The sequence below is a fragment of the Kribbella turkmenica genome (genome assembly GCF_004348725.1).
GTDB lineage: Bacteria > Actinomycetota > Actinomycetes > Propionibacteriales > Kribbellaceae > Kribbella > Kribbella turkmenica.
On the sequence record NZ_SMKR01000079.1, the window covers coordinates 1 to 16,954 of the forward strand.

The 16,954-nt window shown below is 69.8% G+C and carries 18 protein-coding genes; 9 read left to right on the forward strand and 9 right to left on the reverse strand.

Annotated elements, in window-relative coordinates:
• Window positions 1–159: 159 nt before the first annotated feature.
• Entirely contained in the window at window positions 160–696 is a 537-nt protein-coding gene (locus E1218_RS18860) for a M48 family metallopeptidase (protein WP_132321912.1), read from the reverse strand.
• 523 nt (window positions 697–1,219) lie between these two features.
• Here E1218_RS18860 and E1218_RS36145 point away from each other — a divergent pair.
• Together E1218_RS36145 and E1218_RS18865 are read left to right on the forward strand one after the other, a co-directional pair.
• On the forward strand, window positions 1,220–1,378 hold the full coding sequence (locus E1218_RS36145; RefSeq protein WP_012922897.1) for a DUF5679 domain-containing protein: 159 nt from the start codon (window positions 1,220–1,222) through the stop codon (window positions 1,376–1,378).
• A gap of 130 nt (window positions 1,379–1,508) precedes the next feature.
• Complete coding sequence (locus E1218_RS18865) at window positions 1,509–2,828, forward strand: ABC1 kinase family protein (protein ID WP_132321914.1); 1,320 nt, start codon at window positions 1,509–1,511, stop codon at window positions 2,826–2,828.
• A gap of 52 nt (window positions 2,829–2,880) precedes the next feature.
• Here the strand turns inward: E1218_RS18865 and E1218_RS18870 are convergent, their stop codons facing one another.
• The 5 genes from E1218_RS18870 to E1218_RS18890 form a co-directional block, all read right to left on the reverse strand.
• On the reverse strand, window positions 2,881–4,287 hold the full coding sequence (locus E1218_RS18870) for an MFS transporter (RefSeq protein ID WP_132321915.1): 1,407 nt from the start codon (window positions 4,285–4,287) through the stop codon (window positions 2,881–2,883).
• An 84-nt stretch (window positions 4,288–4,371) separates the two neighbouring features.
• Complete coding sequence (locus tag E1218_RS18875; RefSeq protein WP_202866083.1) at window positions 4,372–4,539, reverse strand: hypothetical protein; 168 nt, start codon at window positions 4,537–4,539, stop codon at window positions 4,372–4,374.
• A 165-nt stretch (window positions 4,540–4,704) separates the two neighbouring features.
• The gene (locus tag E1218_RS18880; RefSeq protein WP_233712313.1) at window positions 4,705–4,923 is read right to left on the reverse strand and encodes a hypothetical protein; all 219 of its coding nucleotides are present in this window, start codon (window positions 4,921–4,923) and stop codon (window positions 4,705–4,707) included.
• A gap of 31 nt (window positions 4,924–4,954) precedes the next feature.
• A complete protein-coding gene (locus tag E1218_RS18885) occupies window positions 4,955–5,242 on the reverse strand; it encodes a WhiB family transcriptional regulator (protein WP_132151798.1) in 288 nt (95 codons plus the stop codon).
• Window positions 5,243–5,406: 164 nt separating this feature from the next.
• The gene (locus tag E1218_RS18890; protein ID WP_132321919.1) at window positions 5,407–5,604 is read right to left on the reverse strand and encodes a hypothetical protein; all 198 of its coding nucleotides are present in this window, start codon (window positions 5,602–5,604) and stop codon (window positions 5,407–5,409) included.
• A gap of 409 nt (window positions 5,605–6,013) precedes the next feature.
• On the opposite strand from E1218_RS18890, the gene E1218_RS18895 reads away from it, so the two are divergent.
• On the forward strand, window positions 6,014–6,964 hold the full coding sequence (locus tag E1218_RS18895) for a YihY/virulence factor BrkB family protein (protein ID WP_233712314.1): 951 nt from the start codon (window positions 6,014–6,016) through the stop codon (window positions 6,962–6,964).
• 1 nt (window position 6,965) lies between these two features.
• Here the strand turns inward: E1218_RS18895 and E1218_RS18900 are convergent, their stop codons facing one another.
• A complete protein-coding gene (locus E1218_RS18900) occupies window positions 6,966–9,041 on the reverse strand; it encodes an ATP-dependent DNA helicase UvrD2 (RefSeq protein ID WP_233712315.1) in 2,076 nt (691 codons plus the stop codon).
• A gap of 170 nt (window positions 9,042–9,211) precedes the next feature.
• Between E1218_RS18900 and E1218_RS18905 the strand changes: the two genes are divergently transcribed.
• Window positions 9,212–9,451 (forward strand): mycoredoxin, encoded by a 240-nt coding sequence (locus E1218_RS18905; RefSeq protein WP_132321923.1) that lies wholly within the window; start codon window positions 9,212–9,214, stop codon window positions 9,449–9,451.
• A 158-nt stretch (window positions 9,452–9,609) separates the two neighbouring features.
• Entirely contained in the window at window positions 9,610–11,976 is a 2,367-nt protein-coding gene (locus E1218_RS18910) for a Vgb family protein (RefSeq protein ID WP_132321925.1), read from the forward strand.
• Between the two features lie 18 nt (window positions 11,977–11,994).
• Here the strand turns inward: E1218_RS18910 and nudC are convergent, their stop codons facing one another.
• A complete protein-coding gene (nudC, locus tag E1218_RS18915; protein ID WP_233712316.1) occupies window positions 11,995–12,918 on the reverse strand; it encodes an NAD(+) diphosphatase in 924 nt (307 codons plus the stop codon).
• Window positions 12,919–12,957: 39 nt separating this feature from the next.
• Here nudC and deoD point away from each other — a divergent pair, with 39 nt between their 5' ends.
• Together deoD and E1218_RS18925 are read left to right on the forward strand one after the other, a co-directional pair.
• A complete protein-coding gene (deoD, locus tag E1218_RS18920) occupies window positions 12,958–13,671 on the forward strand; it encodes a purine-nucleoside phosphorylase (protein WP_132321929.1) in 714 nt (237 codons plus the stop codon).
• Between the two features lie 131 nt (window positions 13,672–13,802).
• Window positions 13,803–14,210: a hypothetical protein gene (locus E1218_RS18925; protein WP_233712317.1), complete on the forward strand. Its 408-nt coding sequence runs from the start codon at window positions 13,803–13,805 to the stop codon at window positions 14,208–14,210.
• A gap of 3 nt (window positions 14,211–14,213) precedes the next feature.
• On the opposite strand, the gene E1218_RS18930 is transcribed toward E1218_RS18925, so the two are convergent.
• Window positions 14,214–14,855: a TetR/AcrR family transcriptional regulator gene (locus E1218_RS18930; protein ID WP_132321933.1), complete on the reverse strand. Its 642-nt coding sequence runs from the start codon at window positions 14,853–14,855 to the stop codon at window positions 14,214–14,216.
• Window positions 14,856–15,009: 154 nt separating this feature from the next.
• Here E1218_RS18930 and E1218_RS18935 point away from each other — a divergent pair, with 154 nt between their 5' ends.
• Together E1218_RS18935 and E1218_RS18940 are read left to right on the forward strand one after the other, a co-directional pair.
• Entirely contained in the window at window positions 15,010–15,816 is an 807-nt protein-coding gene (locus E1218_RS18935; protein WP_132321935.1) for an SDR family NAD(P)-dependent oxidoreductase, read from the forward strand.
• 5 nt (window positions 15,817–15,821) lie between these two features.
• A complete protein-coding gene (locus E1218_RS18940; RefSeq protein ID WP_132321937.1) occupies window positions 15,822–16,946 on the forward strand; it encodes a DUF5938 domain-containing protein in 1,125 nt (374 codons plus the stop codon).
• Window positions 16,947–16,954 lie beyond the last annotated feature (8 nt).

Here is a 16,954-nt window from a genome sequence, read left to right on the forward strand (position 1 = left end):
CCACCCAGCGCACCTGGCGTGGCGCTGGCTACGGCTCAAAAGCCTGGCGGGACAGGGGTGGTCGCCACCATGCAGGAAGCCACCGAGTGCACCCTGAGGGAAACCCCACCCGCCCCTGCCTGGCGGAGGGTGAACGGACGGGGGCGGAAGGTGCGGGAGTCAGAAGTCCTCGAGGTCGAGGGAGGACGCGGCGGAGATGCCCTCCAGGTAGCCCTCGGCACGCTCGGCCTTGGGGTAGCGGCGGACCAGCGCCCAGAACGCGGCGTTGTGGGCCGGCTCGACCAGATGGGCCAGCTCGTGGATGAGCACGTAGTCGACCACCCAGCTCGGCATCGCCTGCAGTCGGGTGGACAGCCGGATCGATCTGTCCGCCGGGGTGCAGGATCCCCACCGTCTGTTTTGGTTCGAAACCCACCTCACAGACGCAGGTTCGGGCACTTCTGGAAGGTAGCGACACGCGAGTTCGTGTGCTCTGGCCAACAATTTTTCGTCCGACACGCGGGATCTGCTGCGCTGCTTGTCCAGCCGCGCCAGCATGGTCTCGACCCAGCGCGCCTCCTCCGCGGCGGACAGCCGGTCGGGCATCAGCACGACCACCCGCTCACCGTCCCGGTAGGCGCTGACGGTCCGCTTGCGCCGCTTGCTGCGGCGGATGTCCACGTACGGCGGGATCGGGCGCGGTGGAGAGTCGGCCATGGGTCAGAAATGTACTCCCCGAATCCGACAACTTTCTTGCGTCCACATCCTGTGCATCGACGTTTCCGCAGGTCAGACGCCAGATCTTGAGCCCGCCGCCGCCGGTTGTTCACATCCTGTTCCCCCGCCCGTCCACAGTGACCTGCGGCGCGCCCCACAGGTTGCACACAGGGTTATCCACAGGGGTGGACAACGGGCCCTTGCCTGCGCGGCGGCAGCCTCCTAGCGTCGGGGTCAGCAGGCTCCCGGACCGCCTCCGGGGCCGTTCGGAGGGGAAGCCGAGCGGTTCCGAAGGCGGACCCCCGGGAGCCTGCTCCGCGTTGCCGACAGGGTCGGAAAAGGCTTTCCTCGGGTGGCTCCAGCGGCGCGCGGGCCAGAAGGTGCGCTTGAGCGCGCGCCTGGCTGCCGTAGGGTGAATCCCGACTGGGCCGAACGGCCTACGGCAGGACGGTCTGCCGTTAGCATCCACGACTGCCCCGGGTGGGAACCCTGGGCTGGTATTCAGAGCAAGGAGAGGGCCCTCATGGCAGAGACCTGGAGCGGCGAGTTCTACTGCGTCAAGTGCAAGGCCAAGCGCACCGCCGACGGCGAGGTCAAGGTCAACGACAAGGGCACGCGCATGGCCAAGGCCAAGTGCCCCGAGTGCGGTACGAACCTGAACCGGATCCTCGGCAAGGCCTGACGCACCAAGTCGTAGGGGCGGTGTTCGGCACGTGTGCCGAACACCGCCCCTCGTCGTTCCCACCGCGCGCGAGAACGGCCTGAACTGACCCCGCCCGGCCCGCGCTTGGGTGACCGGACAGAATGGGAGCGTGTCGGACCTCCCCCGCAAGGCGCTGAGCCGGACCGCGAAGCTTGCCAGCCTGCCGCTCGGTGCCGCCGGCCGGGCGACGGTCGGGCTCGGCAGGCGGATCGGCGGTGCACCGGCCGAGACCGTGGTGGCCGAGTTCCAGCGCCGGACCGCGGACCAGTTGTTCGCCGTACTCGGCGAGCTCAAGGGCGGCGCGATGAAGTTCGGGCAGATGCTCAGCCTGATGGAGTCGGCGATGCCGGAGGAGCTCGCGGCGCCGTACCGGGCGACCCTGACCAAGCTGCAGGACTCGGCCCCGCCGATGCCGGCCTCGACCGTGCACACGATCCTGTCGCGGGAGCTGGGCCGGCGCTGGCGGGACCGGTTCGAGGAGTTCGACGACCTGCCCGCGGCCGCGGCGTCGATCGGCCAGGTGCACCGGGGAACGCTGAAGGACGGCCGCGAGGTCGCGGTCAAGCTGCAGTACCCGGGCGCCGCGGAGGCCCTGCGCGCGGACCTGCGCCAGCTCGGCCGGTTCGCCCGCACGTTCGGCACGCTGGTCCCCGGCCTGGACATGAAGCCGCTGGTCGCCGAGTTGCAGGAGCGGATCGGCGAGGAGCTCGACTACGACCGCGAGGCGCAGGCCCAGCAGCAGTACGCCGACGCCTTCAAGGACCACGCGGAGTTCGTCGTCCCCCGGGTCGTCAAGCACTCCCCCAGCGTGATCGTCTCCGAGTGGATCGAGGGCCGGCCGCTGTCGTCGATCATCACCGGCGGCACGAAGCAGGAGCGGGACGAGATCGGGCTGAAGTACGTCCGGTTCATGTTCAGCGGCCCGAAGCTCGCCGGCCTGCTGCACTCCGACCCGCACCCGGGGAACTTCCGGGTGATGCCGGACGGCCGGCTCGGCGTGGTCGATTTCGGTCTGTGTGCCCGGCTGCCGGACGGACTCCCGCCGGCGATCGGGCGGCTGCTGACCATCTCGCTCGAGGGCGACGGCATCGCCGTTCGCGACGGCCTCCGGGCCGAGGGCTTCATCAAGCCGCGGATGGACGTCGCCCCGGAGCAGTTGATGGACTACCTGTCGCCGTTCGCGGAGCCGGCCCGGACCGAGACCTTCCAGTTCAGCCGCGAGTGGATGCGCGCTCAGGCGAACCGGACCAGCGACTTCCGCAGTCCGAGCGCGTCCCTCGCGCTGAAGCTCAACCTGCCGCCGTCGTACCTGCTGATCCACCGCGTCTGGATCGGCGGCGTGGCCGTCCTGTCCCAGCTCGAGGCCGAGGCCCCGTTCAGCTCGGTCCTGGACGAGTTCCTCCCGGGCTTCACCCGCGTCGACAGCTAGTCGAGGGCCGGCTCGGAGCGAAGTGTGCGGGCCAGCAGGACGCTGATGACGGTCAGAGCGACTGCGGTGACCCGGCAGCCAGGTGCAGTCCGTCGGTGAAGGCGTCGCGGGCCGCGTCGAGTACGGCGGCGGGCACGCCGCCGCTGACGGCCTCACCGAGCGAGCTACCGCCGTGACCGTCCATCTGGCGGCGATACGTCGCCGTGACCACGCTGCCCAGTACGGCAATGCCGAGCGCGTACCCGAACTCGTTGCTCGTCTGCGTCAGCGCTCCGGCCGAGCCGGCCTTCTCCGGCGGCACCGAGCCGATCACCAGATTGGTGCCCAGGGTGACCAGCGGTCCGACGCCCGCGCACTCGATCGCGAACGCGGCGACCAGTACGGCGGTTGACGTCGCTTGAGTCATCACCACCATGCCCGCGATGGTCAGCGAGATCCCGGCCGGGATCAGCACGGCCGGGCGGATCCGCCGAGCCAGTCGCGGCGCCAGCTGGAACGACACGGTCGAGGTGATCATGCCGGGCATCAGCGCGATGCCGGCGGCCAGTGGGGTCAATCCCCGCACCAACTGCAGGTACTGCGCGACGAACACCATCACCCCGCCCGACAGCATCGAGTACGTCATCATGCTGCCGAGCGTCACCGTGAACGACCGCCGGGCGAACAGCCGTACGTCGACCAGTGGGTCCGTCAGTCGCCGCTGCCGCTGGACGAATACCCAGCCGAACGTCGCCCCCACGATCAGTCCGCCGACGGCCGTCGTACTCACGCCGTGGGATGCCAGCTGCTTCAGCCCGTGGATCGCCGGCAGGATCGCGGCCAGCGACAGCAGCACGCTCGGTACGTCGATCCGGCCCGCCGTCCGGTCCCGGTACTCCGGCAGCAGGAACGGACCGACCGCCAGCAGCACGGCCATCGCCGGTACGCCGATCAGGAACGCCGAGCCCCACCAGAAGCGCTCCAGCAGCACGCCACCAACGATCGGGCCGACGATGGCGCCGACCGTGAAGCAGCCGGCCCACACGCCCAGCGCGGACGCCCGCTGCCGTGTGTCCGGGAACAACGTCGAGATCAATGACAGCGTGCACGGCGCGATCGCCGCGCCCGCGACCCCCAGCGCGGCCCGGGCACCGATCAGCATCCCGGGGCTCGTGGAGTACGCCGCCACGACCGAGGCCGCACCGAAGACGGCGGCCGCGACCAGCAGCAGGCGCCGCCGGCCGATCCGGTCACCCAGAGTGCCCATGGTGATCATCAGCCCGGCCACCATGAACCCGTAGACGTCCAGGATCCACAGCTGCTCGCTGCCGGTCGCGCCGAGTGCGTCGGTGACGGCTGGGACCGCCAGCAGCATCACGAACAGGTCCAGTGACACCAGCAGGGTCGCGAGCGAGAGCACGGCCAGCCCGATCCACTGCCGGCGGCCGGCCCGCACGGACGCGTTCTCGGTGACTGTCATCGCTCCGGTCCTTCCGCTGGGTACCTGCGTTCACCCCTGCGTCGGACGGATCACCGCCGGATCGACATCCGGCTCAGACATTTCTCACCAGTGGACGGAGTCCAGCTTTCCTTCGATGCTCCGGACGTTCTCCCGGGTGCAGCGGTCGCAGTACAGCAGACTCCGGCCGTCCTCCACCGAGGTCAGCCAGGTCAGCGGCGCCACGTCGGTCTCCGCCTGCTGCCCACACAACGAACACGTAGCTCTGGTCACGGCCACAGTGTGCACCTCTCCCACCCAGGAACCCCAGTCCATGGCCGAGGGGCGGCATCGGGTGGATGCCGCCCCTCGGTGATTCAGCTGGTCAGGCTGGGTGCCTGCGGGCCGGTCCTCCCTTTCGGACCGGCCTGCGGGCTGTTCAGTTGTCGTGCTGGTGGATCAGACCAGGCGGGCAAGCGCGAGGCGCGCACGTGCGCTGGCCCTCTCCGCTCGCCGGCTGGCCCGCTCGGCCCGCTTCTGCGCCCGCTCCATCGAGCGAGCGAGGTAGAAGCGCCGGTTCTGCTCTGCGTCGTTCAATTTGGAACGACAATGAGCACGGGCGAGATCTTCGTTGAGTAAATGCATTTCAGTTCTCCTGCGTGAAATCTGGTGCGTCATGGTCGTGGAGTCTCGATTCGGGTCTGGATCGTCAGGCAGCGGTCACGGTGTCGCTCTTGCGGGGACGCCCACGGGGCCGCTTGCGCGGAACCACCACTCCCTGGACGAACAGCTCACCGCCCCACACTCCCCACGGCTCGGAACGCTCGAGCGCTCCGGCCAGGCACTCGGCCTTCAGCGGGCAGGTGGTGCAAAGAGACTTGGCGTACTCCACATCCGCCGGCGATTCGGCGAAGAAGAGTTCTGGCGCGTAGGACCGACAGGGCAGGTCCTGCGACGAGGCCACCTCGGTGAAGACATCGAGGAAGCTCACGCTCATTCCGGTCACCTCCCAGTGACTTTTGGTGCTGATCTCTTGTCGTCGGTGACGGCCTTCGGCCGAAGGTCGCCAAATCTGTGGACAAACACTGTGCTGATCAAACAGAAAGGCCGCGGGACCCTTTTCGGGTTCCGCGGCCTTGGAGGTGCCGGCTCTGACGTCTGTCAGACCGGTGGACTCCATGCTCGAGAACCCGAACCGCCGTACTTCACATCGCCGACAGCTCCGCCCTGGAAGTGGGCAGCACCGGAAGCCATGAGCACAACGGTCGCGACACGCAGGCGCGGCGAGGCACCCTGAATCGGGGCGCACGGCAGCGCAGCAATGTCGCTGAACGGCTTCTTGACCGTGTTGGTGATCATTTCCAGGGCACCTCCTCTCGTTGTGGCGAAGCGGGCGGTTAGCTCGATCGCTATGGTGGTTTGAAGTTTTCGGCCAGGCTTCGACCGCAGAAAGAACAGTACGCCGTCTCCGGCGGAGCCCGCAAACTATTTAACGCCAGTTCGCGAAGTTGGCCGGAAGTTGCCGCCGCGCCGGCCGGAACTGGCTGTCACGACAGGCTCCCGGCACGCTCCGGGAGACCTTCCGCACGCTCCGGGATCGTTGCCTCTGTCACCTACATGCCACGTCTGCCGTCAGCAGAACCCGGCACGTCCTCCACCATGCGCCCCGGCGCCCTCGCCTGGCAACACATTTTCCGGCCGATCGGACAGGTTTCCGGTGCCGGTACGGGGTACCTGCATGTCGGCCTGGGGAGAAGGGGGTCCGACCGTGGACGGACGACGGACAGCCGACGTGCCCGGAGCCGAGGCGGAGACGCCGCGGCAGATCCCGAGGGCCGGCTGGTGGCAGGTGACCAGACGGGCCTGGAAGGAGGCCAAGTCCGACCAGGTCCCGCTGCTGGCCGCAGGCGTCGCGTTCTTCGGCTTCCTGTCGCTGTTCCCCGCGATCGTCGCGGCCGTGCTGGCGTACGGGCTGGTCGCCGACCCGACCCAGATCCGGAGCCAGGCGGAGGAACTCGCGGCGGCGATGCCTGCCTCCGGACGCGATCTGCTCCTCCAGCAGATCGACGCGTTGACCGCGGCCCCGAGCCGGAGCCTGGGCATCGGCGTGGCCATCGCCGTGGCCACCGCACTGTGGAGCGCCTCCGGCGGCGTCGGCTACCTGCTCACTGCGGTGAACCTGGCCTACGACGAGGAGGAGACACGCGGATTCGTCCGCCGCAAGCTGCTCGCGCTCGGGATGACGCTCGGCGCGATCGTCTTCGTCCTGCTCGCGATCGCGCTGTTCGCCGCCGGCGCGGCGATCGGCGAGAACCTTCCAGGACCGGTCCGGATCGGTCTGCAGGTGGCCCGGTTCGTTCTGGCGGTCGTCCTGATCACCGTCGCGCTCGCGGTCATCTACCGGATCGGTCCGTCGCGGGATGCGCCGCGGCTGCGCTGGGTGTCGGTCGGCGCTACCGTCGCGACTCTGATCTGGCTTCTCGCCTCGGTCGGGTTCTCGGTCTACGTGGAGACCTTCGGCAACTACGCGAAGACCTACGGCAGCCTGGCCGCCGTCGTGATCCTGATGCTCTGGCTGTGGCTGACCGCGTACGCCATCCTGTTCGGCGCCGAGATCAACGCCGAGTCCGAGCAGCAGACCGCTCGCGACACGACGAAGGGTGAACCGCGGCCGCTCGGTCAGCGCAACGCGGTCAAGGCGGACTCGGTCCCCGAGTAGCTCAGCGGGCGCACAGGCCCAGGATGCTGTCGGCGTACTTGGTGATCTTGGTGTGGCCGATCCCCGGGATCCGGCGCAGCGACTGCTCGTCGGCCGGCCGGGTCTCGGCGATGGCAGTCAGGGTCGCGTCGGTGAGGACGACGAAGGCGGGCATCCGCTCGGTCGCCGCCTGCTCGGTGCGCCAGGCGACCAGGGCGTCATACAACTCCTGGTCGATCGACGAGGGGCAGTCCTCGCAGCGGCCGAGCTTGCGGGCGCCGGGGTCGAGCAGGCCCCGGCCGCACACCCGGCACTTCGGGATCGGCCGGCCGGCCCGGGGGGAACGGTCCGCCCGCGCGGACGGCTCCCAGGCGGTCGGCCGGGAGGCCGAACGGACGTTCAGCGGGTCGAGGAAGCGGGTCGGTCCGCGCTGTCCGCGGCCGCCCGGGGAGCGGGAGGTGGACCAGCTGACGAAGAGTTGCCGCTTGGCCCGGGTCACGCCGACGTAGAACAGCCGCCGCTCCTCCTCGACCTGCGCCGGCGTCTGGGCGTAGCTGATGGGCAGCGTCCCCTCGTGTGCGCCCGCGATGAAGACGCAGTCCCACTCCAGGCCCTTGGCCGCATGCAGCGTGGCCAGCGTGACGCCCTCGGCCAGCGGCGCGTGCTGGATCGACGCCCGCCGGTCGAGCTCGGCCATCAGGTCCGCCAGCCGGGCCGTCGGGTGCTCGCGGGCGAAGTCCGACGTCAACGTCACCAGCGCGCTCAGGGACTCCCAGCGGTCCCGGACCGCGCCAGTGCCCGTCGGCGGCTCCGGCGTCCAGCCGGCTCCGCCCAGCACTCCGGTGACCACTGAGACCAGGTCGTCCGACCCGTCCCCGGCCTTCGCCTGGCCACGCAGCAGGACGGCGGCCTGGCGGATCTCGGCCCGCTCGAAGAACCGCTCCGCCCCCTTCAGCACGGTCGGGACTTTGCGCTCGGCCAGCGCCTGCTCGAAGTTCTCCGACTGCGCGTTCGTCCGGAACAGTACGGCGATGTCCCGCAGCGCGACCCCTTCGTCCCGGAGCCGCACGACCGCCCGTGCCACCGCGTCCGCCTCGGCGACCTCGTCGGAGTACTCCTGGTAGACCGGCGCCGGGCCCGGAGCGCGCTGCGACCGCAGCGTCACCCGGCCGGGCAGCCCGGACGGGCCGGCGGCATCGAGGATCCTGTTGGCCACGTCGACGATCTGCGGGGTCGACCGGTAGTCGCGGACGAGCTTGATGACCGTCGCGGAGGGGTGCCGGGACGCGAAGCGCACCAGGTTCTCCGGCTCGGCACCGGCCCAGGAGTAGATGGTCTGGGCCGGGTCGCCGACCACGCAGACGTCCTCGCGGCCACCGAGCCACAGGTCGAGCAGGCTCTGCTGCAGCGGGCTGACGTCCTGGTACTCGTCGACGACGAACGTCCGGTACTGCCGGCGGATCTCGGCCGCCACCCGCTCGTCCTCGGCGAGCAGCGCGACCGCGCAGAGCAGCACGTCCTCCAGGTCGATCCGGCCGCGCTCGAGCTTCACGTCCTCGTACGCCGCGAACACGCGCGCGATCGTGGCCGGGTCGAAGGCGGCCAGCGTCCGCCCGGAGCGCGGCGCCAGCTTCGCGTAGTCGTCCGGCCGGACGTTGCTCACCTTGGCCCACTCGACCTCACCCGCGAGGTCGCGCAGCGCCGGGGTGTCCACCCGGACCCGGCAGCGGGACGCCGCCTCGGTCAGCAGCGGGAACTTGCGGTCCGCGATCGGCGGCAGCTCCCCGCCGTACACCTTGGGCCAGAACCACCTCGCCTGCCGGAGGGCGGCGGAGTGGAACGTGCGCGCCTGCACGCCCTCGACGCCGAGCTGGGCGAGCCGGCCGCGCATCTCCCCCGCGGCCCGCTGGGTGAACGTCACCGCGAGCACGCGGAGCGGATCGAACGTGCCGGTGCGGACGCCGTACGCGATCCGGTGCGTGATCGCCCGCGTCTTCCCCGTCCCCGCACCGGCCATCACGACGACCGGCCCGTTCAGGGAGGTCGCCACCGCCCGCTGCTCCGGGTCGAGCGCCGCCAGCAGGCTGTCCGCACTCATACCTGCCCCACCCCGCCGGCCCCGGTCGGGAATGCGGAACGTGTGAGATCGCTCACCGACGGGGACATTCGGGAACAGCACCACCTGCGAAACGGTTCGGATAGGTCGAGAGCAACCCTAGACGGGCGGCCCGACAGAATGCCCCTCCCACCGCACGAAGGAGGCAGCCGATGGCTGCGTTCACCATGTACTCGACCCCCTGGTGTGGCTACTGCCACCGTCTGAAGGGCCAGCTGAAGCGGGCCGGGATCGAGTTCGCCGAGGTCGACATCGAGCAGGTCCCGGAGGCCGCGGAGCTGGTCGAGAAGATCAACAACGGCAACCAGACGGTGCCGACGGTGGTCTTCCCGGACGGGACCGCGATGACCAACCCGTCGCTCGCCCAGGTCGCCGACAAGCTGGCCGCCTGACCCCGCTCACCGACGACGGCGCCGTTCCTCCGGGTACGGCGCCGTCGTGCTGGCCGGGTCCGGATCGTGAACCCGGCCAGATCATAGGCCGTGAGTTATGGACTTTACGGTCATGACCGTTATACCTTCCTCGGAACCACGCCGCAGGGAGCCCGCCCATGATTCCGCGCCGTCATCTCCGTCAGGTCCTCCTCCGCGCCGCCACCGTCGTGGCACTGACACTCGGCCTGCTGACCACCGGCGGCCTCACCGCCGCCGCGGATCCGGATCCGAAGCGACCTGATCCGTTCCCGTCGGAAGTCGGCCCGATCAGGCCGGACGACAGCCGGATCGGCATCGCCGCCGAAGACCCGGTCCGCGATCTCGGCGCGCCGATCAGCTCGCTCACCGTGATGGAGGGCGCCGTCGGCCGGACGCCGGACGGCCGCGACGTCGTGTACGCCGTACCCGCCGGTGAGAATGCCCGGCTGAACGTCGTGGACCTGCACACCCGGCAGTTGATCCATGCCCTGCCGCTTCCCGGGGCCGCAGGTGCGTGGGCGATCGTCGTGGCCCCCAACGGCCACCTGTACGTCGGCACCTACCCGAACGCGCACTTGTACCGCTACGACCCGGGGACGGGCACGGTCACCGACCTGGGCCAGCCGATCCCCGGCGAGTCGTACATGTACGGCCTCACCGCCGACCCGGACGGCAACGTGTACGCCGGGACCTACCCGAACGCCCACGCCTTCAAGTACGACCCCTCGAACGGCCAGGTGACCGACTACGGCTCGCTCGACCCGGTGCAGCAGTACGCACGGTCGACCGTGTACGACCCGGACCACGACAAGCTGTTCGTCGGCGTCTCCACACCGAACGCGCGCCTGCTGCGCATCGACGTGGCGACCCGGGTGATCGAGGACATCACGCCACCCGGTACGACAGCCAAGGACTTCATCGACCTCGACTACGCGAACGGAAGAATCTTCGCCAATGCCAGCAGCCGGCTGGTGGTGATCGACGCGGTGACCGGGGAGCAGGTGAAGTTCACCGACGCCGCCACGGGCAGTCAGGTGATGGACTACCCGATCGCCGCACGTGGCGTGTCCGCCGCCGGTCCGGGCGGCGTGTACTTCACCGACAACACGCTGAACCTGATGCACTACGACCTCGACACCAACACCCTCGCCAGGACGGGGCCCCGGGTCACCCGCGGTGGCTCGATCGGCTACGGCTGGGTCACCGAGAACGACCAGCAGGTTCTGTACGGCCTGGCCGGCAACTACTCCGGCGGAACCTTCCGGTACGACCCTCAGGCCAACACGCTCGCGCAGTGGAGCTCGCCGTTCCAGTACGTCCCGGTCCCCCTCATGCACGCCCTGGCGGACCCGTCGAACGGCAAAGTCTTCGTCAACGCCTACCTGAACGGCTCCACCTCGGTCTACGACCCGGCAACCGGCAAGTCCACCGTCACGGCCCGTCAGGGCCAGGTCGAGGACTGGGCCTGGGACACCGCCGGCAAGATGTACGTCGGCATCTATCCGTACGGCCGGCTGTCACTCTGGGACCCGAACGCCCCGGCGACCCCGACGAACCCCGAACAGCTCTTCAGCCTCGTCGACAGCCACCACCAGAACAGGCCGGTCGCGGTCGTCCCGGCCGGCGACAAGGTGTACGTCGGAACGACTCCGGCGTACGGCGAGTACGGCGGAGCTCTCACGGTGTACGACGTACCGACCGGGGCCTTCACCGTCTACCGCCACCTGGTGGCCGACCAGACCATCTCCTCACTGCTGCCGGTCGGGACCGGGGTCTGGGCCGGCTCCGGCATCGAGGGCGGTCAGGGCACCGACCCGATCGCGACGGAGGCCCACCTGGTCAAGGTGGATCCCTCGACCGGCACCGTACTGAACGACGTCGTCCCGGTGCCCGGTGCTGCCAGCATCAACGAGCTGACCATCGGCCCGGACGGCAACCTGTGGGGTCTGGCGGACGGCATCGTGTTCGTCGCCGACCCGACGACGGGCGCTGCGCTCCGCCGGATCCCGGTCTTCAGCGGGCTGACGGGAGCGAACGACGGCGCACTCCAGTGGCGCGAGGGCTATCTGTACGGCGTCACCGCCGGCCGGTTGTTCGTCGTGGACAGCCTCGCCGGCGAGGCGATCACGCTGCGCGACCACGGCCTCAACCGGCTCACCCAAACCCCGGACGGCACGTACTACACGCTGCTGCGACCGGATGGCTGGACGAACCCGACCAATCTCGCCTCCTACACCCCACCGGTCGACGGCTGCTTGCAGTCGGACCTCCGGGCGACCGTGTGGACGGGGAACATCGACAGCCAGGTGACGAACCGGCACGTGACGTACGGCTGCACGCTGACCGACGTACTGCCGGACGCCGACGCCGACTGGCCGAGTCATGCCGCCTACGTCGTCGCGGTCGACCGGAAGGTCAAGGAGTTGGAGAGAGCCGGCACGGTCGAGCGCTGGGAGGGCACCTCCATCCGGATCGCCGCCGCCCGCTCGAACGTCGGCCGGTGACCACCCCCAGCCTGGTGATCACCAGCTGCCGGTGAGCTCCTCGCCGTACCAGCCCTCGATCAGGCGGCGGGAGATGGAGATGCTCCCGGGGAGGGCCATCGTGCCGGCTTCGACCAGCGCACGAAGGTCCCCCCGGGTGAACCACCTGGCCTCGGCGATCTCGTCGCCGTCCACCTCGATGTCGGTGCTCGCCGCCTTGGCGTAGAACCCGAGCATCAGGCTGGACGGCAGCGGCCACGGCTGGCTGCCGGCGTAGTCGACCTCCGGCCCGACGACGACGCCGGTCTCCTCGAGCACCTCGCGGCGTACGGCGGCCTCGAGCGACTCCCCCGGCTCGACGAAGCCGGCCAGGGTCGAGTACCGCCCTTCCGGCCAGGCCTCGTTGCGGCCGAGCAGCGCGCGGTCCTGGTCGTCGGTGACCAGCACGATGATCGCGGGGTCGCTGCGCGGGAAGTGCGACAACCCGCACTCCGGGCACTGCCGCACGTGCCCTTCCTCGACCACGACCGTGTGCGCACCGCAGTTCGCGCAGTGCGTGTGGACGCCGTGCCAGTTCGACAGGCCGACCACATGGACCGCCATCCCGGCCTCCCGGTCGTTCAGTACGGCGCCCAGCTCGCGAAGACCGGCGTACGACTCGTCGGCCTCGGTGCCGACGATCACCGCGAACACCGCGCGACCGTCGGCCGTCTGACCCGCACCGGACTCGCGGTCGATGCCCAGGAGCACCCGCATCCCGTCCGGCGCCTCGGCGGGCGGCACCAGGCGCAGCGCGGTCCGCTCCTCGTTCACCAGCAGCTTGTCGCCGGCCACCACGGCCACCTGCGTGTCCGGCGCGGCCCAGGCCTTGTCCAGCCACTCGTCGTCCCGCCTGCGGTCGGCGGCGCGGTCGAGCACCGCGCGGGACAGGGCTAACGAACCGGGTGCGATGGAGTAGGCCACGTGCCTCAACATATCCCGGCAGCGTGAGAGCATCCCCGCATGAGTATTCACATCGCCGCCGAGAAGGGGCAGATCGCACCGCGCGTGCTGTTCCCCGGTGACCCGCTGCGGGCCAAGTGGATCGCGGAGACCTACCTGTCCGACGTGACCTGCTACACCGAGATCCGGAACATGCTCGGGTTCACCGGCACCTACAAGGGTGAGCGGATCTCCGTCCAGGGCTCCGGCATGGGCCAGGCCTCGGCCTCCATCTACGCGCACGAGCTGTTCGCCGAGTACGACGTCCGGACGCTGATCCGGGTCGGGACCTGCGGTGCGCTGACCGAGGCGGTGCGGGTCCGCGACGTCATCGTGGCGATGTCCGCGAGCACCGACTCGCAGATGAACCGGCTGCGCTTCCACGGCATCGACTACGCGCCGACCGCCGACTACCAGCTGCTCCGGGCCGCGGTGGACGCCGCCGAGGCGGCCGGGCTGAACGTGCACGTCGGCCAGGTGTTCTCCGGCGACCTGTTCTACAACGACCGGCCCGAGCTGGTCTCGCAGACGGCCGCGTACGGCGTCCTCGGCATCGAGATGGAGGCCGCCGCGCTCTACACGCTGGCGGCGAAGTTCGGCCGCCGGGCGCTCGGCATCATGACCGTGTCGGACCACCTGATCACCAAGGAGGAGACGACCGCCGAGGAGCGGCAGACGACGTTCTCGGAGATGATCACGATCGCCCTGGACGCGGCGATCGAGGTGGCGGCCTGAAGCGTGTAGCCACCGCCCTGGCTGCCCTGGTCCTGCTCACGGCCTGCTCCGGCAGCGACGAGCCGACGGCGAACGACGGGCCGAAGGCAACGGAGTCGACCGGCGCGCCGGCCTCTGCCGCGACACCGACCGTGGCGCCGGACCTGAACGCCACGCAGGTGGTCAGCGCGCTGTCCGGCGCCGGCTATGAGTGCACGACGGACGTCGCCTACGCCATCTGCAGGATGGGCGCCGCCGCGGTGTGGGTCCTGACCGGAGACCACCCGCGGCCACCGGTGGTGTCCGTGCACGCCCTCGGGCCGGTCGACGTCGCCTGGGCGGAGATCTCCAACTCGCTGGCGCGAATCCTGGAGCTGGCGCACGTCAACCAGGGTGCCGAGATCGCCGCCTGGTTCGAGCAGCAGAAGAGCAGACCGGTCGCCCAGCAGACCTTCGGCGACTGGCAGGCCGACTACTCGGCCGAGGTGGACACCGACGAACCGGGCGTGCACCTCACGCTGACCGACAAGCTGTGCACCACGAGGTGCCAGGCGGAGTAGGACCTACGACGCGACAAGTTTCGGCAGCACCTGCCTGACCCGATCGGTCAGCAGGTCCGCCGACTTCCCCGGGTCCGCGGCGTACCCGACGACGGCCTGCTCGAACAGGCCGTCGAGCAGGGCGTAGGCGGTCGGGGCGTCGACCGCCGGAGTGGTCCCGGTCAGGTCGGCGTACCGGGCGAGGATGCGCCAGATCATCCCTTCCAGCAGTTGGTCGATGGCGGCGACGTCGTCGCGGAGCTGGTCCTCGAACATGCTCTGGGCGCGCAGGTCGTACCAGAGCCGGTGCATCGGCGTCTCCTCGACCAGCGTCTGCGTCAGCTTGCCGAGGAAGCCGGCCGCGAGCTCGTCGCCCGAGGTCGCGGTCTCGACGACCTCGTCGTACCGCTGGGCGCACTTGGTCTTGTAGTACCGCACGCAGTAGCTGATCAGGTCGATCTTGTCGCGGAAGTAGTAGTGCACGACGCCGTGGGTGAACTCGGAGTTGTTCGCGATCTCCCGCAGGCTGGTCCGTGCGTACCCCAGCTCGCCGAGCGTCTTCAGCGCCGACTCGGCCAGCGCGACGCGCCGGCGCTCGGTCTTGTCGGGTCCCGGCACCCGGGCGGGCCGGACCGGTTCCGTGGCCTCCGCCGACGTCAACGCCATCGCACCTCCCCTGGTACCGCGTCAGCCTACCCGCCGCGGACCCAGGCGCGGTCCGCGGCGGGAGATTTCTTGACAAGTGTCAAACAAAGTCTTGACGACTGTCAAAAGAATCTCCAGAGTGAGAGCCCAGGTCCTTCGAGCAAAGGAGTTTCCGATGGGCGGACTCGACCTCACCGGCCGCAAGGCCCTCGTCACCGGCGGAGCCCAGGGGCTCGGCGAAGGGATGGCGAGAGCGCTCGCGGCAGCCGGCGCCAAAGTGGTGATCAGCGACATCCAGAAGGACACCGGCGAGGCCGTCGCCGACGCCCTGGACCGCGAGTACGGCGCCGGCAACGGGTTCGTCGCCCACGACATCACCGACGAGGGCAGCTGGGAGAACGCGGTGGTCGCGGCCAACGACATCCTCGGCGGCCTGGACATCCTGGTGAACAACGCCGGGATCGAGATCACCAGCCTGCTCACCGAGGTCACCGCCGACGACATCCGCCGGATGCTCGAGGTCAACGTGCTCGGCACCACGCTCGGGATCAAGTGGGGCCTGCGGACGATGCGCCCGGACGGTCTCGCCGGCCAGGGCGGCGCGATCGTCAACGTCGCCTCGGTGGCCGCGACCATCGCCTTCCCCGGGATCGCGGTCTACTCCGCGACCAAGTCGGCGGTCGACCGGCTCACCCGGGTGGCCGCGATGGAGTCCGGCAAGCTCGGGTACGGCGTTCGCGTCAACTGCATCTACCCCGGCCTGGTGGCGACCGCGATGGGGGCCGGGCTGGCCAGCGACGTCGCCGAGCTCGGGCTGTTCGAATCGCCCGAGGCGGCCGTCGCGGCCGTGGTCGGGCTGACCCCGGCCGGTCGGCTCGGCGAGGTCACCGACATGGCCGACGCGGTCGTCTTCCTGGCGTCGGACGAGGCCCGGTTCATCACCGGCATCGGCCTGCCCGTCGACGGCGGAATGGGGATGTGAGGCCCATGAGCAGCAAACCCGTCGTCGTCTACGGCGCCTCCGGCTACACCGGCCGGCTGGTGTGCGAGTACCTCCGTCAGTACCACGTCCCGTTCGTGGCCGCCGGCCGCAGCGAGGACAAGCTGAAGGAGTCGATGGCGTCACACGTAGCCGGAATCGAGACCGCCGACTACGAGCTGGCCGTGGTGGACCACGACGTGGCCGCGCTGACCGACCTGTTCAAGGGCTCCTCGGTGGTGCTCAACACGGTCGGCCCGTTCAGCGAGCTCGGTCCGGCCGCGGTCGAGGCGGCGCTCGCGGCCGGCGCGCACTACACCGACACCACCGGCGAGCAGGACTGGCTGATCACCTGCGACGAGACCTACGGCCGGCAGTTCGCCGACGCCGGCCTGTTGCTGGCTCCGGGCATCGCACAGATGTACACGACCAGCGAGATCGCCGCGCAGCTGTGCCTCGAACAACCGGGCCTGGACACCCTGGACATCGCCGTCTTCTGGGGCGGCAGCCCGACGATCGCCTCGACCCGCACCATTCTGGTGAACGCGGCCACCTCCAAGGCGCACTACCTGGAGCAGAACGCGTACCTCGAGTTCCCAGAGCAGGGACTGGTGCCGCTGGTGGTACCCGGTCACCACGAGCTGGCCCTGTCCCTGCCCTGGGGCGGTATGTCACACCCGGTCTGGTTCAAGCGCGATCCGCGCGTCGCCAACTGCAAGGCGCAGGGAGGTGTCTTCAACGCCGCCCTGATGAACGGCGTGCCGCAAATCGTCGCCGGCGCGCTCGAGGCGACCAAGGACATGGCTCCGGACGAGCGCAACGCGGCCCTGACCGAGACCGCGCGCCAGGTGATGAACCAGATGCCGCCCCGGGAGAACCCGCGGGTGAACAAGACGCTGGACTCGGTCCACGCCTCCGGTCCGCTCGGCCGGGCGCACTGCGTCATCCACGGCAACAACAACTACCAGCAGACCGGTCTGCTCCAGGCGTATGCGGCGTACTCACTGCTGCAGACGCCGCCGAAGCGGTTCGGTTTCGCCAGTGGCTGCCAGGCGTTCGGCCACCGCGAACTGCTCGGCGTACTGCGCGGCTTCGGGCTGGTCTCCGAACCACAGCTCACCGTGCTGCACTGAAGGAGGAG